The 22883-nt window shown below is 67.4% G+C and carries 17 protein-coding genes and 1 pseudogene; 3 read left to right on the top strand and 15 right to left on the bottom strand.

Going from position 1 to position 22883, the window contains the following annotated elements; all coding sequences use genetic code 11:
- Positions 1-664: 664 nt before the first annotated feature.
- Entirely contained in the window at positions 665-1402 is a 738-nt protein-coding gene (locus tag AB0M22_RS29080) for an SDR family oxidoreductase (RefSeq protein WP_364733428.1), read from the top strand.
- Positions 1403-1625: 223 nt separating this feature from the next.
- Here AB0M22_RS29080 and nuoN read toward each other — a convergent pair whose 3' ends face one another.
- The 15 genes and pseudogenes from nuoN to AB0M22_RS29005 all read right to left on the bottom strand — a co-directional run bounded on the left by nuoN (position 1626) and on the right by AB0M22_RS29005 (position 18446).
- On the bottom strand, positions 1626-3251 hold the full coding sequence (gene nuoN / locus AB0M22_RS29075; RefSeq protein WP_364733425.1) for an NADH-quinone oxidoreductase subunit NuoN: 1626 nt from the start codon (positions 3249-3251) through the stop codon (positions 1626-1628).
- A gap of 83 nt (positions 3252-3334) precedes the next feature.
- Positions 3335-4960 carry an NADH-quinone oxidoreductase subunit M gene (locus AB0M22_RS29070; RefSeq protein WP_364733422.1) on the bottom strand — a complete coding sequence of 542 codons (1626 nt, stop codon included), beginning with the start codon at positions 4958-4960 and terminating at the stop codon, positions 3335-3337.
- Positions 4957-6843 (bottom strand): NADH-quinone oxidoreductase subunit L, encoded by a 1887-nt coding sequence (gene nuoL / locus AB0M22_RS29065; RefSeq protein ID WP_364733419.1) that lies wholly within the window; start codon positions 6841-6843, stop codon positions 4957-4959. The genes AB0M22_RS29070 and nuoL overlap by 4 nt, the downstream gene beginning before the upstream one ends.
- A 1-nt stretch (position 6844) precedes the next feature.
- Positions 6845-7144 carry an NADH-quinone oxidoreductase subunit NuoK gene (gene nuoK, locus AB0M22_RS29060; RefSeq protein WP_040735043.1) on the bottom strand — a complete coding sequence of 100 codons (300 nt, stop codon included), beginning with the start codon at positions 7142-7144 and terminating at the stop codon, positions 6845-6847.
- Positions 7141-7983: an NADH-quinone oxidoreductase subunit J gene (locus AB0M22_RS29055; RefSeq protein WP_364733414.1), complete on the bottom strand. Its 843-nt coding sequence runs from the start codon at positions 7981-7983 to the stop codon at positions 7141-7143. Before AB0M22_RS29055 ends, nuoK begins: the two co-directional genes overlap by 4 nt.
- Positions 7980-8567: an NADH-quinone oxidoreductase subunit NuoI gene (gene nuoI / locus AB0M22_RS29050; protein WP_364734039.1), complete on the bottom strand. Its 588-nt coding sequence runs from the start codon at positions 8565-8567 to the stop codon at positions 7980-7982. The genes AB0M22_RS29055 and nuoI overlap by 4 nt, the downstream gene beginning before the upstream one ends.
- A gap of 15 nt (positions 8568-8582) precedes the next feature.
- A pseudogene (gene nuoH / locus AB0M22_RS29045) lies at positions 8583-9815 on the bottom strand (NADH-quinone oxidoreductase subunit NuoH); the annotation flags it as partial.
- The gene (locus AB0M22_RS29040; protein WP_364733412.1) at positions 9808-12291 is read right to left on the bottom strand and encodes an NADH-quinone oxidoreductase subunit G; all 2484 of its coding nucleotides are present in this window, start codon (positions 12289-12291) and stop codon (positions 9808-9810) included. The gene AB0M22_RS29040 and the pseudogene nuoH, both read right to left, overlap by 8 nt.
- Complete coding sequence (gene nuoF, locus AB0M22_RS29035) at positions 12288-13643, bottom strand: NADH-quinone oxidoreductase subunit NuoF (RefSeq protein ID WP_364733409.1); 1356 nt, start codon at positions 13641-13643, stop codon at positions 12288-12290. The genes AB0M22_RS29040 and nuoF overlap by 4 nt, the downstream gene beginning before the upstream one ends.
- Entirely contained in the window at positions 13640-14356 is a 717-nt protein-coding gene (gene nuoE, locus AB0M22_RS29030; protein WP_364733406.1) for an NADH-quinone oxidoreductase subunit NuoE, read from the bottom strand. The genes nuoF and nuoE overlap by 4 nt, the downstream gene beginning before the upstream one ends.
- A complete protein-coding gene (gene nuoD / locus AB0M22_RS29025; RefSeq protein WP_364733403.1) occupies positions 14353-15741 on the bottom strand; it encodes an NADH dehydrogenase (quinone) subunit D in 1389 nt (462 codons plus the stop codon). The genes nuoE and nuoD overlap by 4 nt, the downstream gene beginning before the upstream one ends.
- The gene (locus AB0M22_RS29020; protein WP_364733401.1) at positions 15741-16517 is read right to left on the bottom strand and encodes an NADH-quinone oxidoreductase subunit C; all 777 of its coding nucleotides are present in this window, start codon (positions 16515-16517) and stop codon (positions 15741-15743) included. The genes nuoD and AB0M22_RS29020 overlap by 1 nt, the downstream gene beginning before the upstream one ends.
- Positions 16514-17068 (bottom strand): NADH-quinone oxidoreductase subunit B family protein, encoded by a 555-nt coding sequence (locus AB0M22_RS29015; RefSeq protein ID WP_364733399.1) that lies wholly within the window; start codon positions 17066-17068, stop codon positions 16514-16516. The genes AB0M22_RS29020 and AB0M22_RS29015 overlap by 4 nt, the downstream gene beginning before the upstream one ends.
- Positions 17069-17118: 50 nt before the next feature.
- Positions 17119-17499, bottom strand: a complete 381-nt coding sequence (locus tag AB0M22_RS29010) for an NADH-quinone oxidoreductase subunit A (RefSeq protein WP_364733396.1) — start codon at positions 17497-17499, stop codon at positions 17119-17121.
- A 536-nt stretch (positions 17500-18035) separates the two neighbouring features.
- Positions 18036-18446 carry a hypothetical protein gene (locus AB0M22_RS29005; protein WP_364733394.1) on the bottom strand — a complete coding sequence of 137 codons (411 nt, stop codon included), beginning with the start codon at positions 18444-18446 and terminating at the stop codon, positions 18036-18038.
- A gap of 149 nt (positions 18447-18595) precedes the next feature.
- On the opposite strand from AB0M22_RS29005, the gene AB0M22_RS29000 reads away from it, so the two are divergent.
- Entirely contained in the window at positions 18596-20137 is a 1542-nt protein-coding gene (locus AB0M22_RS29000) for a hypothetical protein (protein ID WP_364733391.1), read from the top strand.
- A 4-nt stretch (positions 20138-20141) separates the two neighbouring features.
- Positions 20142-20585, top strand: a complete 444-nt coding sequence (locus AB0M22_RS28995) for a hypothetical protein (protein WP_364733388.1) — start codon at positions 20142-20144, stop codon at positions 20583-20585.
- The last annotated feature ends 2298 nt before the right edge of the window (positions 20586-22883 follow it).

Genomic DNA, 22883 nt, shown 5'->3' with positions numbered 1-22883 from the left:
GGCCAGGTCCCGTTCGGCGACAGGCGAAACTGACCGGCGGCAGAAGGTGTCGCCGCCGGCGGCCGACGAGTTGAGACTCACCCGCGTCCTGGCACCGTCGCGTCGCGTTCGGCGCATCGCACCTGATTGAACGGGACATTGCGGCGGGGTCACCTGCGATTTTCCTCGGCCAAGCCCGTCCGGCGACAGGCGAAACCAGACCGGCGGCAGGCGAAGTTGCTGACGGCTGACGGTTGGGACTCATCCGCGTCCTGGCGCAACTACGTCCCACTTGGCGCGTCACACTTGATCGAACGGGATATGGCGGCGGGGTCACCTGCGATTTTCCTCGATCAAGCCCCGCTCGTGAGCAGGCGAAAGTGACCGGCGGGAGTTGTCGCCGAGGAACGCTGACGGGTGCGGGCCAACCCTTAGTGCTGACAACAGACTTGGTTGTCGACATCGAGCTGAGGCGCGAGTCGGTCGACGGGGGATCGGCCGGGTGCACAGCCGCAGGGCGAGGGTCGGACCCGCATCTGGGTGCTACTACCGCGAATGGAGGCCGGTGCCGCGTGCGGGACGAGTCGTGGTCGTCGATGCGCCGAGGTACGTGGCCGCAGGTTGCCGATATCGGGGGGACGGTGGGTGGACCGGGATGGCAAGCTGAGGGCATGGTGATCACAGGATGAGTCGGGGTGTGTTGGTTACGGGGGCTTCGCGGGGGATCGGGCGGGCAATTGCGGTGGCGTTCGCGGAGATCGGTGATCGGGTGGCGGTTCACTACTCGTCGGGTCGCGAGGATGGTGAAGAGACCTTGCGCGGGTTGCCGGGTGCGGGGCATGTGCTTGTCAATGGTGATATCGGTTCCCCGAACGCTGTTGCCGGAATCGTCGATGCGGCCATCGAGGGGCTCGGTGCGATCGATGTCCTGGTGAACAACGCTGCGGTCAACATCGCCCATCCGGTGACCGGAACAGAGTATGCCGATTGGCAGCGGGCCTGGCAGAAGACCTTGGACGTCAACGTGTTCGGCACTGCCAACATGTCCTACTGCGTGGCCCGGCACATGATCGACAACGGCATCGCCGGGCGAATCGTGAATATCGGCTCGCGCGGCGCGTTCCGCGGCGAACCCGAGTACACGGCCTACGGCGCCAGCAAGGCCGCGGTGCACGCGCTGGGCCAGTCGCTGGCGGTCGAGTTGGCACCGCACGGGATCGCCGTCGCCTCGGTCGCACCCGGCTTCGTCGCCACCGAACGAGTCGCCCACCGCGTCACCGACGACGTTCGCGCCCAGAGCCCCTTCGGCCGCGTCGCGGCTCCCGAGGAAATCGCCTCGGCCGTCCGCTATCTCGCCTCACCCGAGGCAACCTGGACCTCCGGCGCCGTCCTCAACGTCAACGGAGCCTCCTACCTCCACTAGAACCCGCCGCGTTGCAAGATCCGCACCCAGTCTCGGGATTCGCACTGTCCCTAGGGCCCTATTCCGAGTGCGGATCCCGAGACAGGGTGCAGATCTTCGCCGCACATGGCGAGGGACGTCCGCGGGGTACCTGTTGGCTGTTCGGGTGCGGGGTGTGCGCGAAACGAATCTGCCGCACACCCCGAAAGGTGTGCGGCAGAGGTGAAGCGGTGGAGAACCAACTTCACCGAACGAACGTCGCCGCCCGATCCGCCAGATCCAGCAGCAGCTGCGGGAAGATGCCGAGGATGAGAGTCGCACCGGCGCCGAAGGCGACGACGGTGGTGGTCAGGAAGGGCGAGACCACGATGGGGGCGTCGGCGGGTGGGTCGGTGAAGAACATCAGGACGATGACCCGGATGTAGAAGAACGCCGCGATGGCGCTGCAGATGACGCCGACGATGACCAGGAAGGTGGCATCACCGGAGGCCGCTGCCTCGAAAACCGCGAACTTGCTGACGAATCCGCTGGTCAGGGGGAGACCGGCGAAGGAAAGCAGGAACAGCGCGAAAACGCTGGCGAGCCAAGGGGAGCGACGGCCGAGGCCGGCCCACTGGGACAACGCGCCGGCTTCCTCTCCGGAGGCATCGCGAACCAGGCTGACGACGGCGAACGCACCGACAGTCCCCAACCCGTAGGCGACCAGATAGAACAGGATCGCCGAAACACCCTTGTCGTTGGCCGCAACCAAACCGGTCAAGATGAAACCGGCATGCGCGACAGACGAATACGCGAGCATCCGCTTCACGTCGGTCTGCGTGATCGCCATCACCGCGCCCACCGCCATGGTGGCGATAGCGATCGCGGCGAGCACCGGCCGCCAGTCGTCCTTCAACCCGGGCACCGCAACTTGCAGCACCCGCAACAGCGCACCGACTGCCGCGATCTTGGTCGCCGCCGCCATGAACGCCGTAACCGGCGTCGGCGCACCCTGATACACGTCGGGCACCCACGACTGGAACGGCACCGTGCCGATCTTGAACAGCAACCCCACCGCCAGCAGCGCCACCCCGAGCAGCGCGAGCATCGCGTTATCCGGATGCAGCGCAATCGCATCGGCGATCCCGGTCAACCGAACCGTCCCGGCCTGCCCGTACAGCAGCGCCACACCGTAGAGGAAGAACGCCGAGGAAAACGCCCCGAGCAGGAAGTACTTCAACGCCGCTTCCTGCGACAGCAACCGCTTGCGCCGAGCCAGCCCGCACAGCAGATACAGCGGCAGCGACAACACCTCGAGCGCGACGAACATGGTGAGCAGATCATTCGACGCCGGGAACAGCAGCAACCCGCCGACCGCGATCAACGTCAACGGGAACACCTCGGTGGTCGCGATCCCCGCTTTCAGCGCGGTCCGCTCCATCGCACTGCCGGGCACCGAAGAGGCCTGCGGCGTAAACGCATCCACCCCACGCCCGAGCGTCGCCGCGGCCGCACTCCAGGTGCCCGGACCGCTGCGCGCCTGGACCCGAGGCTCAGCACCCCGCTCACCCATGAACAGCACACCGAGGATCGAGACCACCAGAATGGTGCCCTGCAAGAACAGCGTCACCCCGTCGACGGCGACCGCACCGCCCATCGCGGTGGCATTGGTCCCCGCAAGCAAGATCACCGCGACCAAAGCGGCGATCAGTCCGACCAGGCTCAGCAGCATCTGCGCGCCGAACCGGAACCGCCGTCCCATGAACGCCTCGACCAGCACGCTGACCACGCCGACACCGAGCACGATGAGCATCGGCGAGAGGTGCCCGTACTCGACGCTCGGCGCCGGAATGCTTGCGGCGAGGGTTGTTCCGTAGTCCAAGGAAGTCACTTAGGCCGTCCTCGAGAGGGAGATCACCGCGGCGAGCAGCCCCGCGACGATGAGAGCGATGGCGACGCGAACACTGGTGCGACTCATTTGTGGGCTCCTCCGGAATGTTCGGCTTTACCGGCCTCGGGCAACGCGGGTACAGACGGTGCCGGGTCGTGCTTGCCGATGGTCGTCAACGTCTGGCTCACCGCGGGATTGATGAAGTCCAGGATCGGTTTCGGGTAGACGCCGAGGAACAGCAGCGCCGCGATCAACGGCACCACCACCGCGAGCTCGCGCGGCACCAGGTCGTAGATGCGCTCGTTGCCCTCCTTGACCGGCCCGGTCATCATCCGCTGATACATCCACAGCACATACAGCGCCGCGAGCACCAGCGCACCGGTCGCGATCACCGCGGCGACCTGGTAGCGGGCGAAGGTGCCGACCAGCACCAGGAATTCGCTGATGAACGGTGCGAGCCCGGGCAGCGAGAGCGTAGCCAGGCCGGAGATGAAGAAGGTGCCGGCCAAGACCGGCGCGACCTTCTGCACGCCGCCGAAGTCGGCGATGAGCCGAGTCCCGCGCCGCGACACCAGGAATCCGGCGATCAAGAACAACGCGGCGGTGGAGATGCCGTGGTTGACCATGTACAGCGTGGCGCCGGTCTGTCCCTGGCTGGTCATCGCGAAGATGCCCAGGATGATGAACCCGAAGTGCGAGATCGAGGTGTAGGCGATCAGCCGCATCACGTCGGTCTGCCCGATGGCCAGCAGCGCACCGTAGATGATGCCGATCACGGCGAGCGTGATCACCAGCGGCGCATAGGTGCTCGACGCGTCCGGGAACAGCATCAGGCAGTAGCGCAGCATGCCGAACGTGCCGACCTTGTCGACCACCGCCATCATCAGCACCGCGCTCGACGGGGTCGCGGCCACCGCCGCGTCCGGCAACCACGTGTGCAACGGCCACAGCGGCGCCTTCACCGCGAACGCGAACATGAACCCGAGGAACAGCGCGTTGAGCACCGCGGGCGCCGCGGTGAGCTGCCCGGAGTTGGCCGCGGCGACCACCGCACGGAAATCGAAGGTGCCCGCCGAGTCCGCGCCGAGCCCGTCGCGCGCGGTGACCACGTACAACCCGATCACCGCGGCCAGCATGATCAGCCCGCCGAACAGGTTGTACAGCAGGAACTTCACCGCGGCCCGCGAGCGCTGCTGGCGCAGCTCCAGATTCGCCGACCGCGGCCCGAACCCGCCGATGAGGAAGTACATCGGGATCAGCATGGCTTCGAAGAACACGTAGAACAGCAGAATGTCGAGCGAGACGAAGGAGATCAGCACCATCGCCTCGACCAGCAGGGTCAGTGCGACGTAGGTGTGCGAGACCCGCCGCCCGCTGCCGACCTCGCGCTCGTCGTGCCAGCCGGCCAGGATCAGCAACGGCACCAGCACCGTGGTGAGCAGCACCAGCACCAGCGCGATCCCGTCGACGCCGACGGTGTATCCGGCGCCGAACGCCGGGATCCACTCGTGGTCCTCGACGAATTGATATTGCGCCCCACCGGGTTCGAAGCGCACCGCCAGCACGATCGCGAACACCAGCACCGCCACCGACACCGCCAGCGCCAGGCAGCGCGCGAGCACGCGTTGCGCCGCGGGCAGCACCAGCACGATGACCGCGCCGATCGCCGGCGCCAACCACAACGTGGTCAACCAGGGAAAGTCCGTCACCACAACCTCACTGCCAGCAGGGCGGCGGCGACGAGGGCCGCGCCGGTGAACATGGACAGGGCATAAGACCGCACGAATCCGGTCTGCACCCGCCGGATCCGGCCGGACAGACCACCGATCAGCGCGGCCGTCCCGTTGACGATTCCGTCGATGCCGCGGTTGTCGAGGAACACCAGGGCGCGGGTCAGGTGGCTGCCGGGCCGCATGAAGGCCGCCTCGTTGAGCGCGTCACCGTAGAGGTCCTTGCGCGCCGCGATGGTCAGCGCGGACACCGATTCCGGTGCGGTCTCCGGGATTTCACGCTGGGCGAACTGGTAGTAGGCGAAGCCGACGCCGATGGCGACGACCACCAGCGCGAGCGCCGTGACCACCCCCGCCGGGACCGTTTCTTCGCCGTGATGCGCGCCGACCACCGGTTCCAGCCAGTTCTGCAACGAGGACCCGAAGGCGAACAGCGCACCCGCCGCGACCGATCCGATGGCGAGCAGGATCATCGGCCCGGTCATCACCGCGGGGGATTCGTGCGGATGGGTATCCGGCTTCCAGCGCTTCTCGCCGAAGAAGGTCATCATCATGACCCGGGTCATGTAGAAGGCGGTGAGGCCGGCACCGATCAGCGTCACCGTGCCGAGCGTCAAACCGCTTGCGCCGCCCTGGTTGAACGCCACCTCGATGATCTTGTCCTTGGAGAAGAACCCGGCGAACGGCGGCACCCCGATGATCGCGAGGTAGCCGAGCCCGAAGGTGACGTAGGTGATCGGCAGCAGCTTGCGCAGTCCGCCGTAGCGGCGCATGTCGGTCTCGTCGTCCATCGCGTGCATCACCGAGCCGGCGCCGAGGAACAGCCCGGCCTTGAAGAACCCGTGGGTGAGCAGATGCATGATGGCGAAGGCGTAGCCGGCCGGGCCGAGGCCCGCGGCCAGCACCATGTAACCGATCTGGCTCATGGTCGACGCCGCGAGCGCCTTCTTGATGTCGTCCTTCGCGCAACCGACGATCGCACCGAAGAGCAGGGTCACCGCGCCGACGAGCACCACCCCGAGTCGCGCGTCCGGCGCCAGATCGAAGATCGGACCCGAGCGCGCGATCAGGTACACGCCCGCGGTGACCATGGTGGCCGCGTGGATGAGCGCGGAAACCGGTGTGGGGCCTTCCATCGCGTCCCCGAGCCAGGATTGCAGCGGCACCTGCGCGGACTTACCGCAGGCGGCCAGCAACAGCAGCAACCCGATCGCGGTGAGCGTTCCTTCCCCGGCCTGCGGGGCGCCCGCGAACACGTCGGTGAAGTTGATCGACCCGAAGGTGGAGAACATGACGAACATGGCGATCGCCAGTCCCATGTCCCCGACCCGGTTGACCACGAACGCCTTCTTGGCCGCGGTGGCCGCGGTCGGCTTGTGGTACCAGAACCCGATCAGCAGGTAGGACGCCAGGCCGACGCCTTCCCAGCCGAGGTAGAGCACCAGGTAGTTGTTCGCCAGCACCAGCAGCAGCATGGCCGCGAGGAACAGGTTGAGGTAGGCGAAGAAACGCCGACGTCCCGGGTCGTGGCTCATGTAGCCGATGGAGTAGATGTGGATCAGCGAGCCGACGCCGGTGATCAGCAGCGCGAAACACATGGACAGCTGGTCCAATTGGAGGCTGAAGTCGGCTTGCAGCCCGGCCACCGGCACCCAGCTGAACAGGTCGGTGTGGATGCCGCGCTCGGCGTTGTCGCGGCCGAGCATGTCGAAGAAGCCGAGGCCCGCGACCACGAAGGCGGCCAGCGCCATCACGGTGCCGAGCAGGTGGCCCCACTTGTCGCTGAAACGACCGGAGAGCAGCAGGATTATCGCGCCTGCGAGGGGCAGGGCGGGCAGCAGCCAGAGCGTCGCCGTATCCACGTCAGAACTTCAGCAGGTTGGCGTCGTCGACCGAGGTCGAGCGGCGGGCGCGGAAGATGGTCATGATGATGGCCAGGCCGACCACGACCTCGGCCGCGGCAACCACCATGGTGAAGAACGCGAACACCTGGCCGTCCAGGTTCGAGTGCAGCCGGGCGAAGGTGACGAACGCGAGGTTCACCGCGTTGAGCATCAGCTCGATGCACATGAACACCACGATGGCGTTGCGCCGCAGCAGCACCCCGGCCGCGCCTATGGTGAACAGCAGGGCGGACAGGAACAGGTAGTTCTGGGGATTCACCGCTTGCCTTCCTCGTCGCTCTGGCTCTGGTTCGCGGCCGTGCCGACCGGTGCCGGGTCCTGCGCCGCGACCGAGATGACGGCCGCTTCGGTGAGCGCCCGGGTGCGGCGGTGCCGCAGGATGGTGCTGACCGACAGTTCCTCGAAGGACCCGTCGGGCAGCCTGGCCGGAATGTCGACCGCGTTGTGCCTGGCGTAGACGCCGGGGGTGGGCAGCGGGGTGGCCCGGTGGCCTGCCTCGCGGAACCGGCGCACCGACATCTCGCGCTGGCCGATCTTCGGCCCGAACTGCTCGCGGTGCGCGAGCACCATCGCGCCGATGGTGGCGGTGATGAGCAGCGCGCCGGTCAGCTCGAACGCCCATACGTAGCGGACGAAGATCAGCTCGGCGAGCTCGCCGATCACGTCACGTCCGGCGAAACCCTTGGCGGGGAAGGAGATTCCGGATTCGCGGATGCCGCGGGCGATGCCGCTGATCAGTAGCAGGCCGAAGCCGAGCCCGACCGCCGCCGCGGCGAGCTGTTGCCCGCGCAGGTTTTCCTTCAGCGATTCGGCCGAATCGACACCGACCAGCATGAGCACGAACAGGAACAGCATCATCACCGCGCCGGTGTAGACGACGATCTGCACGACGCCGAGGAACAGCGCGTCCTGGGCCATGTAGAACACCGCGAGGATGATCATGGTGGCGGCCAGGCAGATCGCGGAATGCACTGCCTTGCGGGCGAATACCATGCCGAGCGCGCCGATCGTGGCCACCGGCGCGAGCACCCAGAAGTTCACCGCTTCGCCGGTGCCGGTCCGGGTGAGCGGCTCGGCGGCGAGGATAAGTTCGTTCACCGCACGCCTCCTTCCACGCCCGCTACGGCGGGTTCTTTCGGACTGTCCGGCGCGCCGTTTCCGTTGCCGCCGTCGGGTTCCCGGATGCTGCCGAGCACGTTGCCGAGGTAGTAGTCGCTGTCGTCGGTGCCGGGCTGCATGGCGTGCGGCGGGGCCTGCATGCCGGGCTGCAACGGGGCGAGCAGCCGGTCCTTCTCGTAGATGAGTCCGGCACGGTTGTCGTCGGTCATCTCGTAGTCGTTGGTCATGGTCAGCGCCCGGGTCGGGCACGCCTCGATGCACAGGCCGCAGCCGATGCAGCGCAGGTAGTTGATCTGATAGACCTGCCCGTACCGTTCACCCGGCGAGAAGCGTTCGGTCTCGGTGTTGTCCGCGCCCTCGACGTAGATCGCGTCGGCGGGGCAGGCCCAGGCGCACAGCTCGCAACCGATGCATTTCTCCAGACCGTCCGCGTACCGGTTGAGCTGATGACGCCCGTGGTAGCGCGGCGCGGTCGGCACCTTCTGTTCCGGATAGAACTCGGTGTTCGGCTTCTTGAACATGGTCGCCGCGGTGACCGCGAAACCGGCCAGCGGATCGAACAGGCCCGACTTGGCTACCGGGCGAGCGTGTTCGGGCAGCGGCGGCGTCGGGAAGCCCAGGAAGACCGCCCCGTCCGCACTCGGCGCCGCGGGTTCCGGCTCGGCCGGCGGTGCGGCGCCACCTCGGCGGCCCGCCCGCAGGAACACCCCGACCATCAGCGCGGAGATCACCAGACCGCCGATGACCAGCAGCGGGGTCTGCACGTGATACCCCTCGGCCTGCAACACCCGAGCCCCGCCGACCAGCATGACCCACAGCAGCGAGGTCGGGATCAGCAGCTTCCAGCCGAGATTCATGAACTGGTCGTAGCGCAGGCGCGGCAGCGTACCGCGCAGCCAGATGAACACGAACAGGAACGTGCACACCTTGGCGGTGAACCACAGCACCGGCCACCAGTTTTCGTTGGCGCCGGCCCACAGGCTCAACGGCCACGGCGCGTGCCAGCCGCCGAGGAACAGCGTGGTGGCGAGCGCGGAAACCGTGGCCATGTTGATGTATTCGGCCATCATGAACATGGCGAACTTGAGCGAGGAGTACTCGGTGTGGAAGCCGCCGACCAGCTCGCCCTCGGCCTCGGGGAGGTCGAACGGCGCCCGGTTGGTCTCGCCGACCATGGAGACGCAGTAGATGAGGAACGAGGGCAGCAGCAGGAAGACGTACCAGGTGTCGTGCTGGGCGGAGACGATGCCCGAGGTGGACATGGTGCCGCCGAGCAGGAACACGGTGGCGAAGCACAGCGCCATCGCGATCTCGTAGGAGATCACCTGCGCGGTCGAGCGCAGCCCGCCGAGCAGCGGGTACGTCGAGCCCGACGACCAGCCGGCCAGCACGATGCCGTACACGCCGATCGAGGTGATGGCCAGGATGTAGAGCACCGCCACCGGCATATCGGTCAGTTGCAGCGCGGTGTGATGGCCGAAGACGGAAACCTCGGGGCCGAACGGGATCACCGCGAACGCCATCACGGCCGGGATCAGCGAGATGATCGGCGCCATGATGAAGATCGGCTTGTCCACGATGGCCGGGACGATGTCTTCCTTGAGCGCCATCTTGACGCCGTCGGCGATGCTTTGCAGCATGCCGAACGGACCGATCCGGTTCGGACCGATCCGCATCTGCATGCGGGCCACGATCTTTCGTTCCGCGACCACCGCGATCATCGGGATGAGCAGCAGGAAGACGAAGATGGCGAGGGATTTCCCGATCACCAGCCACAGGGGGTCGTGGCCGAACAAACTGAGGTCACTCATGCCTGTGCTCCTTCATCCTCTCGTCGGCGCGTCGCAGTGCCACGATGCCGCCGGGGTAGGTGGCCAACTGTTCGGCGATCGAGCTGCCCGGTGAGTGCTGCGGCAGCCAGACCACGCGGTCGGGCAGGTCGGTGATCACCAGCGGCAGCGTGACGGTGCCGTAGTCACTGGCGACGGTCACCAGATCGTCGGTCGCCGCGCCGATTTCGGCGGCGGTCGCGGGCGAGAGTCGGGCGACCGGGGTGCGGGCGATGCCGGCCAGGTTGGGTTCGCCCTCTTGCAGGCGGCCGAGGTCGAGCAGCATCCGCCAGCTGGCCAGCACCGCGGTGCCGGGTCCGGGCTGGGTCAGCGGGTGCGGGCGGTGCGCGGGCGCGGCGACGGCCGCCCCGTCCCAGGCGCCGAGTTCGGCGAGTTCGGCGCGGGCCGCGTCGGTGTCCGGCAGGCCGAGGCGCACCTTCATCTCGTCCGCAATCGCTTGCAGCACACGCTGATCCGAGAGCGGGGCGGACTGGCGGCGCACCATGTCGTCACCCAGCGCGGCCGCGAACTGGCGCGCCCGGCCCTCCCAGTTGCGGAAGGTGCCGGACTTCTCCATGGCGGTGGCCACCGGGAAGACCACGTCCGCGCGCTCGGTGACCGCGCTCTGCCGCTGTTCCAGGCTGACCACGAACCGTGCGGCATCGATGGCGGCGAGTGCGCCCTTCGGGTCCGGCAGGTCGGTGACGTCGACGCCGCCGATCACCAGCGCACCGAGACCGGGCGCGGCATCCAGGATGGCCGCGGTGTCCCGACCGGCGGTGGCCGGCAGGTCCGGCACATTCCAGATCTCCCGGACCTGTTGGCGTGCAGAGGGATCCGCGACCGGACGACCACCGGGCAGCAGACCCGGCAACGCGCCGGCCTCGACCGCGCCCCGCTCACCGGCGCGCCGCGGCACCCAGGCGAGCGCGGCCCCGGTCTCGTCGGCCAGCCGCACCGCGGCGGACAGCGCGCCGGGAATCCCGGCCATCCGCTCGCCGACCATGATCACCGCGCCGGGTTCGCGCAGCAGTCGGCTGACATCGGAGATCTGCGTGGGATCGGCTCCCGGCGTGGCGGTGTCGCCGCTGCGGACCGCCTCGAGCAGGTGCGGTTCGGCGCCGGGCATCGCCTGCATCAGCTTGCCCGACATCCGATCCAGCCCGCGCGAGGAGTACGGCGCGAGGGAGTAGATCGGCAGGCGATGCTTGCGCGCGGCCTTGCGCAGCCGCAGGTAGACGATCGGCGACTCCTCCTCCGGCTCGAAGCCGACGAGCAGGACGATCGGCGCGGTCTCCAGGTTGTCGTAGCTGACCGCCATGCCCTGACCGGCGATGCGCGCGGCCAGGAAGTCGGCCTCCTCGGCCGAGTGCACCCGGGCGCGGAAGTCGACGTCGTTGGTGCCCAACGCGATTCGGGCGAACTTGGCGTAGGTGTAGGCGTCCTCCTCGGTGACTCGGCCACCGACGAGGACACCCGCGCTGCCGAACGCGGCAGCCAGCCCTTCCGCGGCCGCGGCCAGCGCCTCGGACCAGGAGGCGGGTGCGAGGTTGCCGTCCCAGCCGCGGACCAGCGGCGTGCTGAGCCGGTCGCGTTCGGTGGCGTAGGCGAACGCCCAACGCCCCTTGTCGCAGTTCCATTCCTCGTTGACCTGCGGATCGTCACCGGCCAACCGGCGCAGCACCTTGCCGCGCCGGTGATCGGTGCGCTGCGCGCAGCCGGAGGCGCAGTGCTCGCACACATTCGGGCTCGACACGAGGTCGAACGGGCGGGCGCGGAACCGGTAGCTGGTGCCGGTCAGCGCGCCGACCGGGCAGACCTGCACGGTGTTGCCGGAGAAGTAGGAGTCCAGCGGTTCGGCCTGCGCGGTGCCGACCTGTTGCAGCGCACCGCGTTCCAGCAGCTCGATGAACGGGTCACCGGCGACCTGCTGGGAGAACCGGGTGCAACGCGCGCACAGCACGCAGCGTTCCCGGTCCAGCAGCACCGCGGTGGACAGCGGAATCGGCTTGGGGTACGTGCGCTTTTCGCCCTCGAACCGGGTTTCGGGGCGTCCGGTGGACATCGCCTGGTTCTGCAACGGGCATTCCCCGCCCTTGTCGCACACCGGGCAGTCGAGCGGGTGGTTGATGAGCAGCAGCTCCATCACGCCCGCTTGCGCCTTGTCCGCCACCGGGGAGGTGAGCTGGGTGCGCACCACCATGCCGTCGGTGACGGTCATGGTGCAGGACGCGACCGGCTTGCGCTGGCCCTCGACCTCGACGATGCACTGGCGGCACGCGCCGACCGGGTCGAGCAGCGGGTGGTCGCAGAAGCGCGGGATCTGGATGCCGATCAGCTCGGCGGCCCGGATCACCAGCGTGCCCGCGGGCACGCTGACCGTGGTGTCGTCGATGGTGACGGTCACCAGGTCCGCGGGTACGACCCCGCTGGTATTGGCGTTCACGGTGGCGGTCATCGCACTCCTTCCGTGTCCTTGTCGCGCGAATGCGGTACTGCCCCAACGCCGTTCGCCCATGCGGTGGTCCGCGCCGGATCGAACGGGCAGCGGCCGCCGGTGATGTGTTCGACGTACTCGTCGCGGAAGTACTTCAGCGAGGAGATGATCGGGCTGGCCGCGCCGTCGCCGAGCGCGCAGAACGACTTGCCGTTGATCGTGTCGCTGATGTCGAGCAGCTTGTCCAGGTCGGACTCGGTGCCCCGGCCGGACTCGAGCCGGTGCAGCAGTTGCACGAGCCAGTAGGTGCCTTCGCGGCACGGGGTGCATTTGCCGCAGGACTCGTGCATGTAGAACTCGGTCCAGCGCAGCACCGCGCGCACCACACACGTGGTGTCGTCGAAGATCTGCAAGGCCTTGGTGCCCAACATGGATCCGGCGGTCGCGACGCCCTCGTAGTCCAGCGGCACGTCCAGGTGCTTGTCGGTGAACAGCGGGGTGGACGAACCACCGGGCGTCCAGAACTTCACCGTGTGCCCGGTGCGCACGCCGCCGGCGTAGCCGAGCAGTTCGCGCAGGGTGACCCCGAGCGGCGCCTCGTACTGGCCGGGCCGGTTCACGTGACCCGAGAGCGAGTACAGGGTGAAGCCGGGGGACTTCTCGCTGCCCATCGAGCGGAACCAGGCGGTGCCGTTGAGGATGATCGGCGGCACGCTGGCAATGGATTCCACGTTGTTCACCACGGTCGGGCAGGCGTAGAGACCCGCGACGGCCGGGAACGGCGGCCGCAGCCGCGGCTGACCGCGGCGCCCTTCCAGGGAATCGAGCAGCGCGGTTTCCTCACCGCAGATGTAGGCGCCCGCGCCGGCGTGCACGATGAGTTCGAGGTCGTAGCCGGAGCCGAGGATGTTGCGGCCCAGGAAACCGGCCGCGTAGGCCTGCGCGACCGCGGCTTGCAGCCGGCGCAGCACCGGCACCACTTCGCCGCGCACGTAGATGAACGCGTGCGCGGCGCGAATGGCGTAGGAGCCGATGATGATGCCCTCGATCAACGCGTGCGGGCTCGACAGCATCAACGGAATGTCTTTGCAGGTACCGGGTTCGGACTCGTCGGCGTTGACCACCATGTAGTGCGGCTTGCTCACGCCGTCGGGTCCGGCGCCCTGCGGGATGAAGCTCCACTTCATGCCGGTCGGGAAGCCCGCGCCGCCGCGGCCGCGCAGGCCGGCGTCCTTGACGGTCTGGATGACCTGGTCCGGCTCCATGGCCAGGGCCTTGCGCAGCGCCTGGTAGCCGTCGTGGCGGCGGTAGGTGTCCATCGTCCACGACTGCGGGTCGTCCCAGTAGGTGCTGAGTACGGGGGTCAGCGTCATTCGGCGGCCTCCGAATCCTGTTGCGCCCCGGGCGCGTTCATGTTCTGCTCGCGCGCGGCGTGCAGTCCGGCCAGGGTGGCCTCGCCGACTGCGTGGTCGAGCACGCCGGGGCGTTCGTCCGGGAAACCGGCCAGGATGCGCGCGGTCTGCTTGAACGTGCACAGCGGCGCGCCCCGGGTCGGGGTCACCTGCTGACCCGCGCGCAGCGAATCCACCAGGGCCTGCGCCGATTCCGGGGTCTGGTTGTCGAAGAATTCCCAGTTGACCATGATCACCGGCGCGAAATCACAGGCCGCGTTGCACTCGACGTGCTCGAGCGTGATCTTCCCGTCGGCGGTGGTGTCGCCGTGGCCGATGCCGAGGTGGCGTTCCAGCGTGGCGAGGATGGCGTCGCCGCCCATCACCGCGCACAACGTGTTGGTGCACACGCCGACGTGGTAGTCGCCGGTCGGGGTGCGCCGGTACATCGAATAGAACGTGGCCACCGCGGTGACCTCGGCGCCGGTCAAGCCCAGCTGGTCGGCACAGAAATCGATGCCGGTGCCGGTGACACAGCCCTCTTCGGCCTGCACCAGATGCAGCAGCGGCAGCAGTGCCGACCGCGGCTCCGGGTACCGGCCGATGATCTCCTTGGCATCCAACTCCAGGCGCTCACGAACGAACGGCTGGAACGGTTCCGGCCGGGTGCTGAGCTTCAACATGATCTCGGTCATCGGTCCACTCCGCCCATGACGGGGTCGATGCTGGCGACCGCGGCGATCACGTCGGCGACCATGCCGCCTTCGCAAGTAGCCGCCACCGCTTGCAGATTGGTGAACGAGGGGTCGCGGTAGTGCACCCGGTAGGGCCGGGTGCCGCCGTCGCTGACCATGTGCACGCCCAGCTCGCCGCGCGGCGACTCGACCGCGGTGTACACCTGACCGGCCGGCACCCGGATGCCCTCGGTGACCAGCTTGAAGTGGTGGATGAGGCCCTCCATGGACGTGCCCATGATCTTGCCGATGTGCTTGGGGGAGTTGCCGAGTCCGTCCGGACCGATCTGCAGGTCGGCGGGCCAGGCGATCTTCTTGTCGTCGACCATCACCGGGCCGGGGCGCAGCTTGTCCAGGCACTGCTCGACGATCTTGAGCGATTCCTTCATCTCGTCCACCCGGATCACGTAACGGCCGTAGCAGTCACAGCCCGTGGTGGTGGGGATGTCGAATTCGTAGTTCTCGTAACCGCAGTACGGCTGGGCCTTGCGCAGGTCGTGCGGCAGGCCGGTGGCGCGCAGCACCGGGCCGGTGATCCCGAGGGCCATGCAGCCCTGCAGGTTCAGGTAGCCGATGTCCTGGGTGCGGGCCTTCCAGATCGGGTTCGAGGTGAGCAGCTGCTCCATGTCCTTGAGCCGCTTGGGCATCAGGGCCAGCAGCTCACGGACTTTCGCGACGCCGTCGTCGGGCAGGTCTTGGGCCAGGCCGCCCGGCCGGATGTATGCGTGGTTCATCCGCAGGCCGGTGATGGTCTCGAACACGTCCAGGATCAGTTCGCGCTCGCGGAAACCGAACAGCATCGGGGTGAGCGCGCCGAGCTCCATGCCGCCGGTGGCCAGCGCCACCAGGTGCGAGGAGATCCGGTTCAGCTCCATGAGCATGACCCGGATGATGCTGACCCGCTCCGGGATCGCCTCGGTGATATCGAGCAGCTTCTCCACGCCGAGGCAGTACGCCGTCTCGTTGAAGAACGGCGACAGGTAGTCCATCCGGGTGACGAAGGTGACGCCCTGGGTCCAGTTGCGGAACTCCAGGTTCTTCTCGATGCCGGTGTGCAGGTAGCCGATTCCGCAGCGGGCCTCGGTGACCGTCTCGCCCTCGATCTCCAGGATCAGCCGCAGCACGCCGTGCGTGGACGGATGCTGGGGACCCATGTTGACGACGATGCGTTCCTCGCCCGCGCCGCGCAGCGAGTCGGAGACCTCTTCCCAGTCCTGGCCTGCGACGGTGACAACAGTGGGTTCCGGCCCAGCGTCGCCTTCGACGTCGGGCCGGGTATCGGTGTCGTTCAGCCCACCCGTCGCCCGACCGCCACCCCTCACGGAATCGCTTCGCGATGTAGTCATTAGTTGTAAGCCCTCCGCTCGTCGGGCGGCGGTATCCGCGCGCCCTTGTACTCGACCGGGATCCCGCCGAGCGGGTAGTCCTTGCGCTGGGGGTGGCCGCGCCAGTCGTCGGGCATCAGGATTCGAGTGAGCGAGGGGTGCCCGTCGAAGATGATGCCGAAGAAGTCGTAGGTCTCCCGCTCGTGCCAGTCGGTGGTCGGGTACACCTCGTACAGCGACGGAATGTGCGGGTCGGCGTCGGGCGTGGACACCTCGACGCGCAGCCTGCGGTTGTGCGTGATGGACATGAGCGGATACACCGCGTGCAGTTCGCGGCCCGCGTCCTCGGGATAGTGCACGCCGCTCACGCCCAGACTCAGCTCGAAACGCAGTGCGGGATGGTCACGCAACACCTGCGCGAGCGCCACCAGGTGCTCGCGGTGCACGTGCAGGGTGAGCTCGCCGCGGAACACGACGATCTTCTCCAGCACGGTCTCGAGCCGGCTGCCCGCCTCGGCGAGCGCGGTGCGCAGCGCGTCGACGATCTCGTCGAAGTAGCCGCCGTAGGGTGCCGGCGTGCTGCCGGGCAGGCTGACCGGGCGAACGAGGCCGCCGTAGCCGGAGGTGTCGCCGGAGCCGGTGACGCCGAACATGCCGTGCCGCACGCCGATCACCTCGGCGCCTGCGGCATGCTGCTCGTCCTCACCGGGCAGGGTGCCTTCCGGTCCCGCCGTGGCGGCCGCGTCGAGGTCGTCGTTCGCGGTGGCCGTGCTGTTGTCGGAGGAATCGAACGTCATCGCAGCAGACCCTCCATCCGGATGGTCGGGGTCGAGGCCAGTGCCGCCGCCTCGGCGGCTCGGATGGCCTCTTCACGATTGACGCCGAGTGGCATCTCCTGAATCTTGGCGTGCAGCGCCAGAATCGCGTTCAACAGCATCTCCGGCCGCGGCGGGCAGCCGGGCAGGTAGATGTCGACCGGTACGACGTGGTCGACGCCCTGCACGATGGCGTAGTTGTTGAACATGCCGCCCGAGGACGCGCACACGCCCATGGCGAGCACCCATTTCGGTTCGGTCATCTGGTCGTAGACCTGCCGCAGCACGGGGGCCATCTTCTGGCTGACCCGGCCCGCGACGATCATCAGATCGGCCTGCCGCGGCGAGGCGCGGAACGCCTCCATGCCGAACCGAGCGATGTCGAAACGTCCACCGCCCGTTGCCATCATCTCGATGGCGCAGCAGGCGAGGCCGAAGGTGGCGGGCCACAACGAGCCCTTCCGCATGAACCCGGCAAAGTCCTCGACAGTGCTCAGCAGGAAACCGCTGGGCAGTTTTTCCTCTAACCCCATATCCGACTAACCTTCACTTCCACTCGTCGCCCGAACACGTTGCGCGGCAATCAGTCCCAACTGAGCCCACCGCGTCGCCATTCATAGGCGTAGGCCACGGAGACGTTGAAGATGAACAGCGCCATCGCGGCGAGACCGAAGAGACCGAGCGCATCGAAGTGGACTGCCCACGGGTAGAGGAACACGATCTCGATGTCGAAGATGATGAACAGCATCGCGGTGAGGTAGTACTTCACCGGAAAGCGTTGGCCGGTCACGTTTCCCGGGCCGCCGGCGATGGCGTGCGGTGTCGGTTCGATACCGCATTCGTACGCCTCGAGCTTGGCTCGGTTGTCGCGCTTCGGCCCGACCAGGGCCGCCATGATGATGGAGAACACCGCGAACGCCGCGGCGATCGCGCCTAAAACCAGAGTGGGCATCTCGATATTCACGACTGCGCTCTCCCTTTGATCTGCGCAAGCCCCTCCTTGCGAGCTGGAGCCTGCGGGTGGGTGTCCGTTGCCGGACAGCAGCTTCCGAGGCGGGCTGACGTCGTTGTCCGCCTCGGCCAGACACGCCCCATGGCCTGCTCGACGCGAGTAGGGCTGGTACCCGCGCTGGTGTGAGCTAGGGCACAGCCTACAACTGATCGCTCTGAGTGCTACACGTTTGGCTGCTGCGTTTGATCGAATTCGCGACGCCGATTCATGACTGAAACGGGGGTAATCCGAGGTCTTGTCACGTCACGTTGGTTGACCGGTCAGTCTGTGCAGCGAAAACACCGGCCATGCTGTGCTTTTCGGTACGTCATCGTGGCGTTCGCCAGGCTTGGGTCGGGACTTCGAACGGCTAACTCACGGCTTCCGCCCGGATCGGGCCCGGTGCGGCGCGGTGGGTTTGTCCGGATTAGCGGCAGTGCATCAAGTGCAGGTCAGACGCGATTGATTAATGTGCACTCGGCATAACCGAGTGGGCGGAACCGGACTTTTCAGGCTGCCGAACGGTTGCGCAGCAGCCCGACCACGGCCTCGGTGAGCCGGATCGGATCGATCGGATGCGACACCGCCGCCTCCGCGCGCGACCAGTTGGCCAGCCAGGCGTCGTCGGGGCGGCCGGTGAGCACGAGCACCGGTGGGCAATGCTCGATTTCGTCCTTGAGTTGCTTGGCGATGCCGAGCCCGCCGGTCGGCGCCGACTCCCCGTCGAGGATGACCAGGTCGATGCCGCCCGCGTCCATCTGCTCGATCACCACGGGGCCGGTGGCCACTTCGAGGTAGTCGAGTTCGGGTAGTTCGGGGTGCGGGTGTTTGCCCAGGGCCAGGATCACCTGGCGCCGGGTATCGGCGTCGTTGCTGTACACGAGGACCCGCAGAGGGGTGGAACGAATCGAGTCGGCCACCAGCGCATGCTACTTCCGCGAGGGGCCGGTCCGTGGCAGGTTGGGCCAGATCGATCTCCGCGCGTCGCGCACCGCGCGTCACCGGGAGTGCTTGGCGCCGAAGGAAGATCGCAAGTTATCCGTAAGAACGGGCCGGTAGAGTCCCCGAAATGCGGGGCGATCTAACCCAGGCGCTCGTCGATACCGACGTGTGGACCGATGAAATGCTGAACAGCACCGGGATTCCGGTGATCGATGTGCCGTTCGTGACGATCGGCAGCGGGATCGGGTCGTTCGTCACCTATGACACGTTGCGGATCTTCGGGGTGCCCGCGCAGTCGATGGCGGTGCTCGGGCCGCAGGAACACCCGTGGTCGTCCTATGAGTATCTGACCCGGGTCTCGCAGATTCCGCGCGGCGAGCGGTTGCGCAGCGACTCGGCGTCCGAGCCGGACAACATGTGGGGCTTTCCGTCCTACGCGGTGCGCGAGGCGTTCGCGGACAAGTCGATCAGGCCGCTGTGGAACGTGTTCGTGGAGCCGATCTTCGCCAACTACTACACGCCGCGGGCCGGGCAGGCGTTCGTCGGGATGGAACGCGAGTTCAAGCGCATCGACTACGCGAGTTCGTTGCATCGCGGGCAGGTTCGCATGGTGCGCAAGCGTCACGGCGGCGGGTACTTCACGATCCTGACGCCGGCCGCGGGGTCGACACCGACCAAGCGAGTGGCGTTTCGCAGTACGTATGTGCATGTGGCCGTGGGGTATCCGGGGCTGAAGTTGCTGCCCGATCTTCAGGAGTATCGGGAGACGCATCGAGATCCGACGCGGGTGGTCAACGCCTACGAGCCGCACGAGCACGTCTATCAGGCGTTGCAGCGGCGGCCGGGGACGGTGCTGATTCGCGGTAGCGGGATCGTGGCGAGCCGGGTGTTGCAGCGGCTCATCGATGATCGGGACCGGTTGCAGTTGAACACGCAGATCCTGCACCTGTTCCGCACCTACATCGCCAAGGCGCACGGCAAGAATGTGTTCAATCGGCGCAAGGGGGCTGACGGCTGGGCGTATCAAGGCTTCAACTACCCGAAGTCGGTGTGGGGCGGGCAGCTCAAGCAGAAGATGCGTTCGCTGCAAGGCGCGCAGCGGGCCGAGGCGTACAAGGAGATCTCCGGCACCAACACCCCGATCCGGTACTCCTGGCAGGAGCAGCTGCGGCGCGGGCGCAAGCAGGGCTGGTATCAGGTGATGGCCGGGACCATGCGCGCGCCGCGGCCCGCCGAGGGGCGACAGGGCGTGGTGGCCACCATCATTCCGGACATCAGTGCCGAATTGCCGACTCCGCCGCCGAGTCAACCGTTCGACACGACGGTGGATTACATCATCGACTGCACCGGACTCGAAGCCGATATCCGTGAGCATCGGCTGCTCGCGGATCTGCTGGATCACGCAGGCGCCGGGCGTAATCCGGTCGGCCGGCTCGACGTCGACACCACCTTCGAACTGATCGGCACCCGAAGTGGCACCGGACGCATCTATGCATCCGGTAGCGCGACGCTCGGCGGGCCGTTCGTCGGCGTCGACACCTTCCTCGGGTTGCAGATCGCCGCGCAGGAGATCGCGGACGATCTTGCCGCGCTGGGGTTCTGCCGCCGGATGGGCCCGCTGCGCTCGACGAGCCAGTGGTGGTCCTGGATGACGAACAAGAAGATCTGAGCTGATGCTGCCAACATTGAACGGGCGAATCCAGACCCGGGTCCTCGCGCTGGGCGTGATCGGGTTCTTCGTCGCGCTGATCATCACCCCCGTGCTGCCCACCGGATCGCTGAGTCTCGGGCAGGCCTATCGGGTGACCCTGTCCATCCTGCTCGCCACAGTTCTGGTCGGGGTGCTGTGGGAGTTGCTTTACCATTTCTTACAACAGTTCCGCTGGGAAAAGGACTGGCCGACCTTGTTCGGCTTCCTGACCATGGTCAACGAGGGGGCGCTCATGTGGGTGCTCGTCCGGTACACGACCGTCGTGTTGCCCGAGTCGTTGCGTCCGTCGCTGACCGCGTTCCTGATCCAGTTCGTCGTCACCTGGATCACGTTCTGGCTCATCGTCAACGGTCCCATGCGGGTTGTGTTCCATAGGTGGCGTTTCCAAGGTGGCAGGTTCGTGTGAGTAGGCAGATCGAGGTTCTTCCCGGTGCGCACCTGGTGGCGAGCGCCGGCGGTGTGGTGGTAGTCGTCGCGCATCGCGGCGGAGGTGTGGTGACCGCGGATTCGGTGGCGGCGCGGGCGATGACGGCGTTGCTGGGGATCGTGCGGCAGGCCACGTCCCAGGAGCCGCGGCGGAGCGGGCGGACGGTGGCGCGGTTGGCGACCAACTGGTTGATGGGGTTGGCGAACGGGGATGCGGACGAGGTCGAGTTCGGGGTGATCACGCCGGGGGACGGTGGGATCGCGGTGTTCTTGCACGGTGGGGTTACGGCTGTGCTGAACGGGGTGGAGCGGTCGGAGGTGCTGCGGGGGCGCGAGGCCGGGTTCACGGTTGATCGGGTGGTGACGCCGGTGCCGGGGGTCGGGGCGGGGTTGTTCGTGGACGAGGCGGGGGAATGGGGTGAGATGTTGCCTGCGCGTGGGGTTTTCGCGCTGGGTGAGGGGACTGCGCCGGGGGCGGGGGCGGTGGTGTGGTTCGGGGGTGTCGAGGATGCTCGTGAGGTTGCGCCGGGACGCGGGTATGGGGCTGTTGCCGAGCCTTTGCGTGGGTTCGGAGGGCAGGATGTCGCCGGGCCGCCCCAAGGGTTCGAGGGGCGAAGGGCGTTCGAGGGGCAGCGTGGGGCTTTTTCGGCGTTCGAAGGGCAGGATGTCGCCGGCCCCTCGCGTGGGTTCGAGAGGCAGGACGTCGCCGGGCCGCCCCAAGGGTTCGAGGGGCAGCGTGGGGCTGGGACTTCTTCGGCGTTCGAAGCGCAGCATGCTTCGGAACCGCAGCAGGCATACGGAACCCCACGCCCATCGGAATCCCAGCAGGCATTCGAGTCGCCGGATAACGCGGTGCCGCAAAGGCCATTCGCAGAGCCGCGGTCGTCGGAGTCGGCGTTCGAGGGGCAACATGCGTCCGAATCGCACCAGCCGTACGGGTCGCCGCGTCCCGCGGAACCGCATCGGGCGTACGAAGCACAGCAGGCATCGGATCGTCAGATAGCGTTCGAGTCGCCGGATAGCGCTGAACAGCAACGGCCGTTCGGGTCGCGGCCTTCCTCGGAACCGCACCGTGCGTACGAAGAACAGCAGGCATCGGATCCCCCGACAGCGTTCGAGTCGCCGGATAGCGTTGAGCAGCAACGGCTGTTCGGATCGCAGCCTGCCTCGGAGTCGCTTCGGGCATACGAATTGCCATCTGCGTCGGAACCGCATCAGGGATATGACGCGCAGCGTGCGCCGGAACCTCATCAGCCGCATGAGGCGCGGCGTGCGCTGGAATCGCAGCAGGGGTACGAGTCGCCGTATGCGTCAGGGCCGCAACGGGCGTACGAGCCGCAAGATGTCGCCGAGCCACAGTGGGGCCCGGACCTGTGGACGCGCGACGACTCGGTGGATCAGGCGACCGAGAACTACAGCACCTCCCCGCTGTCACGGGACCCCGAAGCACCCGAGCTATCCGGGCCGACCGTCGGTGAACCGCTGCGCTATCCGAGCGTGTCGACCCACCTCGCCGGCGGGCCCGCGAACTCGCCGCGGTTTCCGGACCCGGCGACGCCCCCGACCGACGAGCCGCCGAACGAAGATTCCGGACCGATGAGCGGCACACCGCCGCACTCACACGATTCCGCGAAGACGCCACCTTCGACTGTTCCGCCGCACAGTCACGATCCGGCTGCGCGCGCGAATGCCGAATGGCCGCATGATGATTCGTCTCCCATCGGCGGGATCCCGCAGCGCTCATATGGATCCGGAGCCGAGTCCCCGAGCGAGGATTTCGGACCGATGAGCGGCACACCGCCGCACTCCCATGATCCCGCGACGGCACCGCCCTCGACTGTTCCGCCGCACAGTCACGATCCAGCTGGGCGCGCGAATGCCGAATGGCCGCATGATGATTCGGCACCCATCGGCGGGATCCCGCAGCGCTCATTTGGAGCAGGAGCCGAGTCGCCGGGCGCAGAATCGGCATTCGGCGGTGCGACGCCGCATGCGGCCAACGCCGAGTGGCCGGAACAACCTTCGGGACCGATGCGAGTCACGCCACCGCGCTCGGCGGGATCACCGGACTCCCACGATCCCGCGAGTGCCGATTGGCCGACGGAGGATTCGTCGCCACTACAGCGCTCCCATCGTGCGGGCGCCGAATGGTCGAACGAGGACTCGTCGGCCGTCGGTGGGACACCGCAGGGTGCCCATGGTGCTGGCGCCGATTGGCAGAGCGGGGAGTCGCCGGTCGAGGAGGGTGCACCGCACTCATCCGGTGCGAATGCCGGGT

The organism is Nocardia sp. NPDC051756 (assembly GCF_040681495.1).
In the GTDB taxonomy this organism is placed as follows: Bacteria; Actinomycetota; Actinomycetes; order Mycobacteriales; family Mycobacteriaceae; genus Nocardia.
Note: the sequence above shows the minus strand (reverse complement) of the source record. Positions and strands in the feature narration are given on the sequence as shown.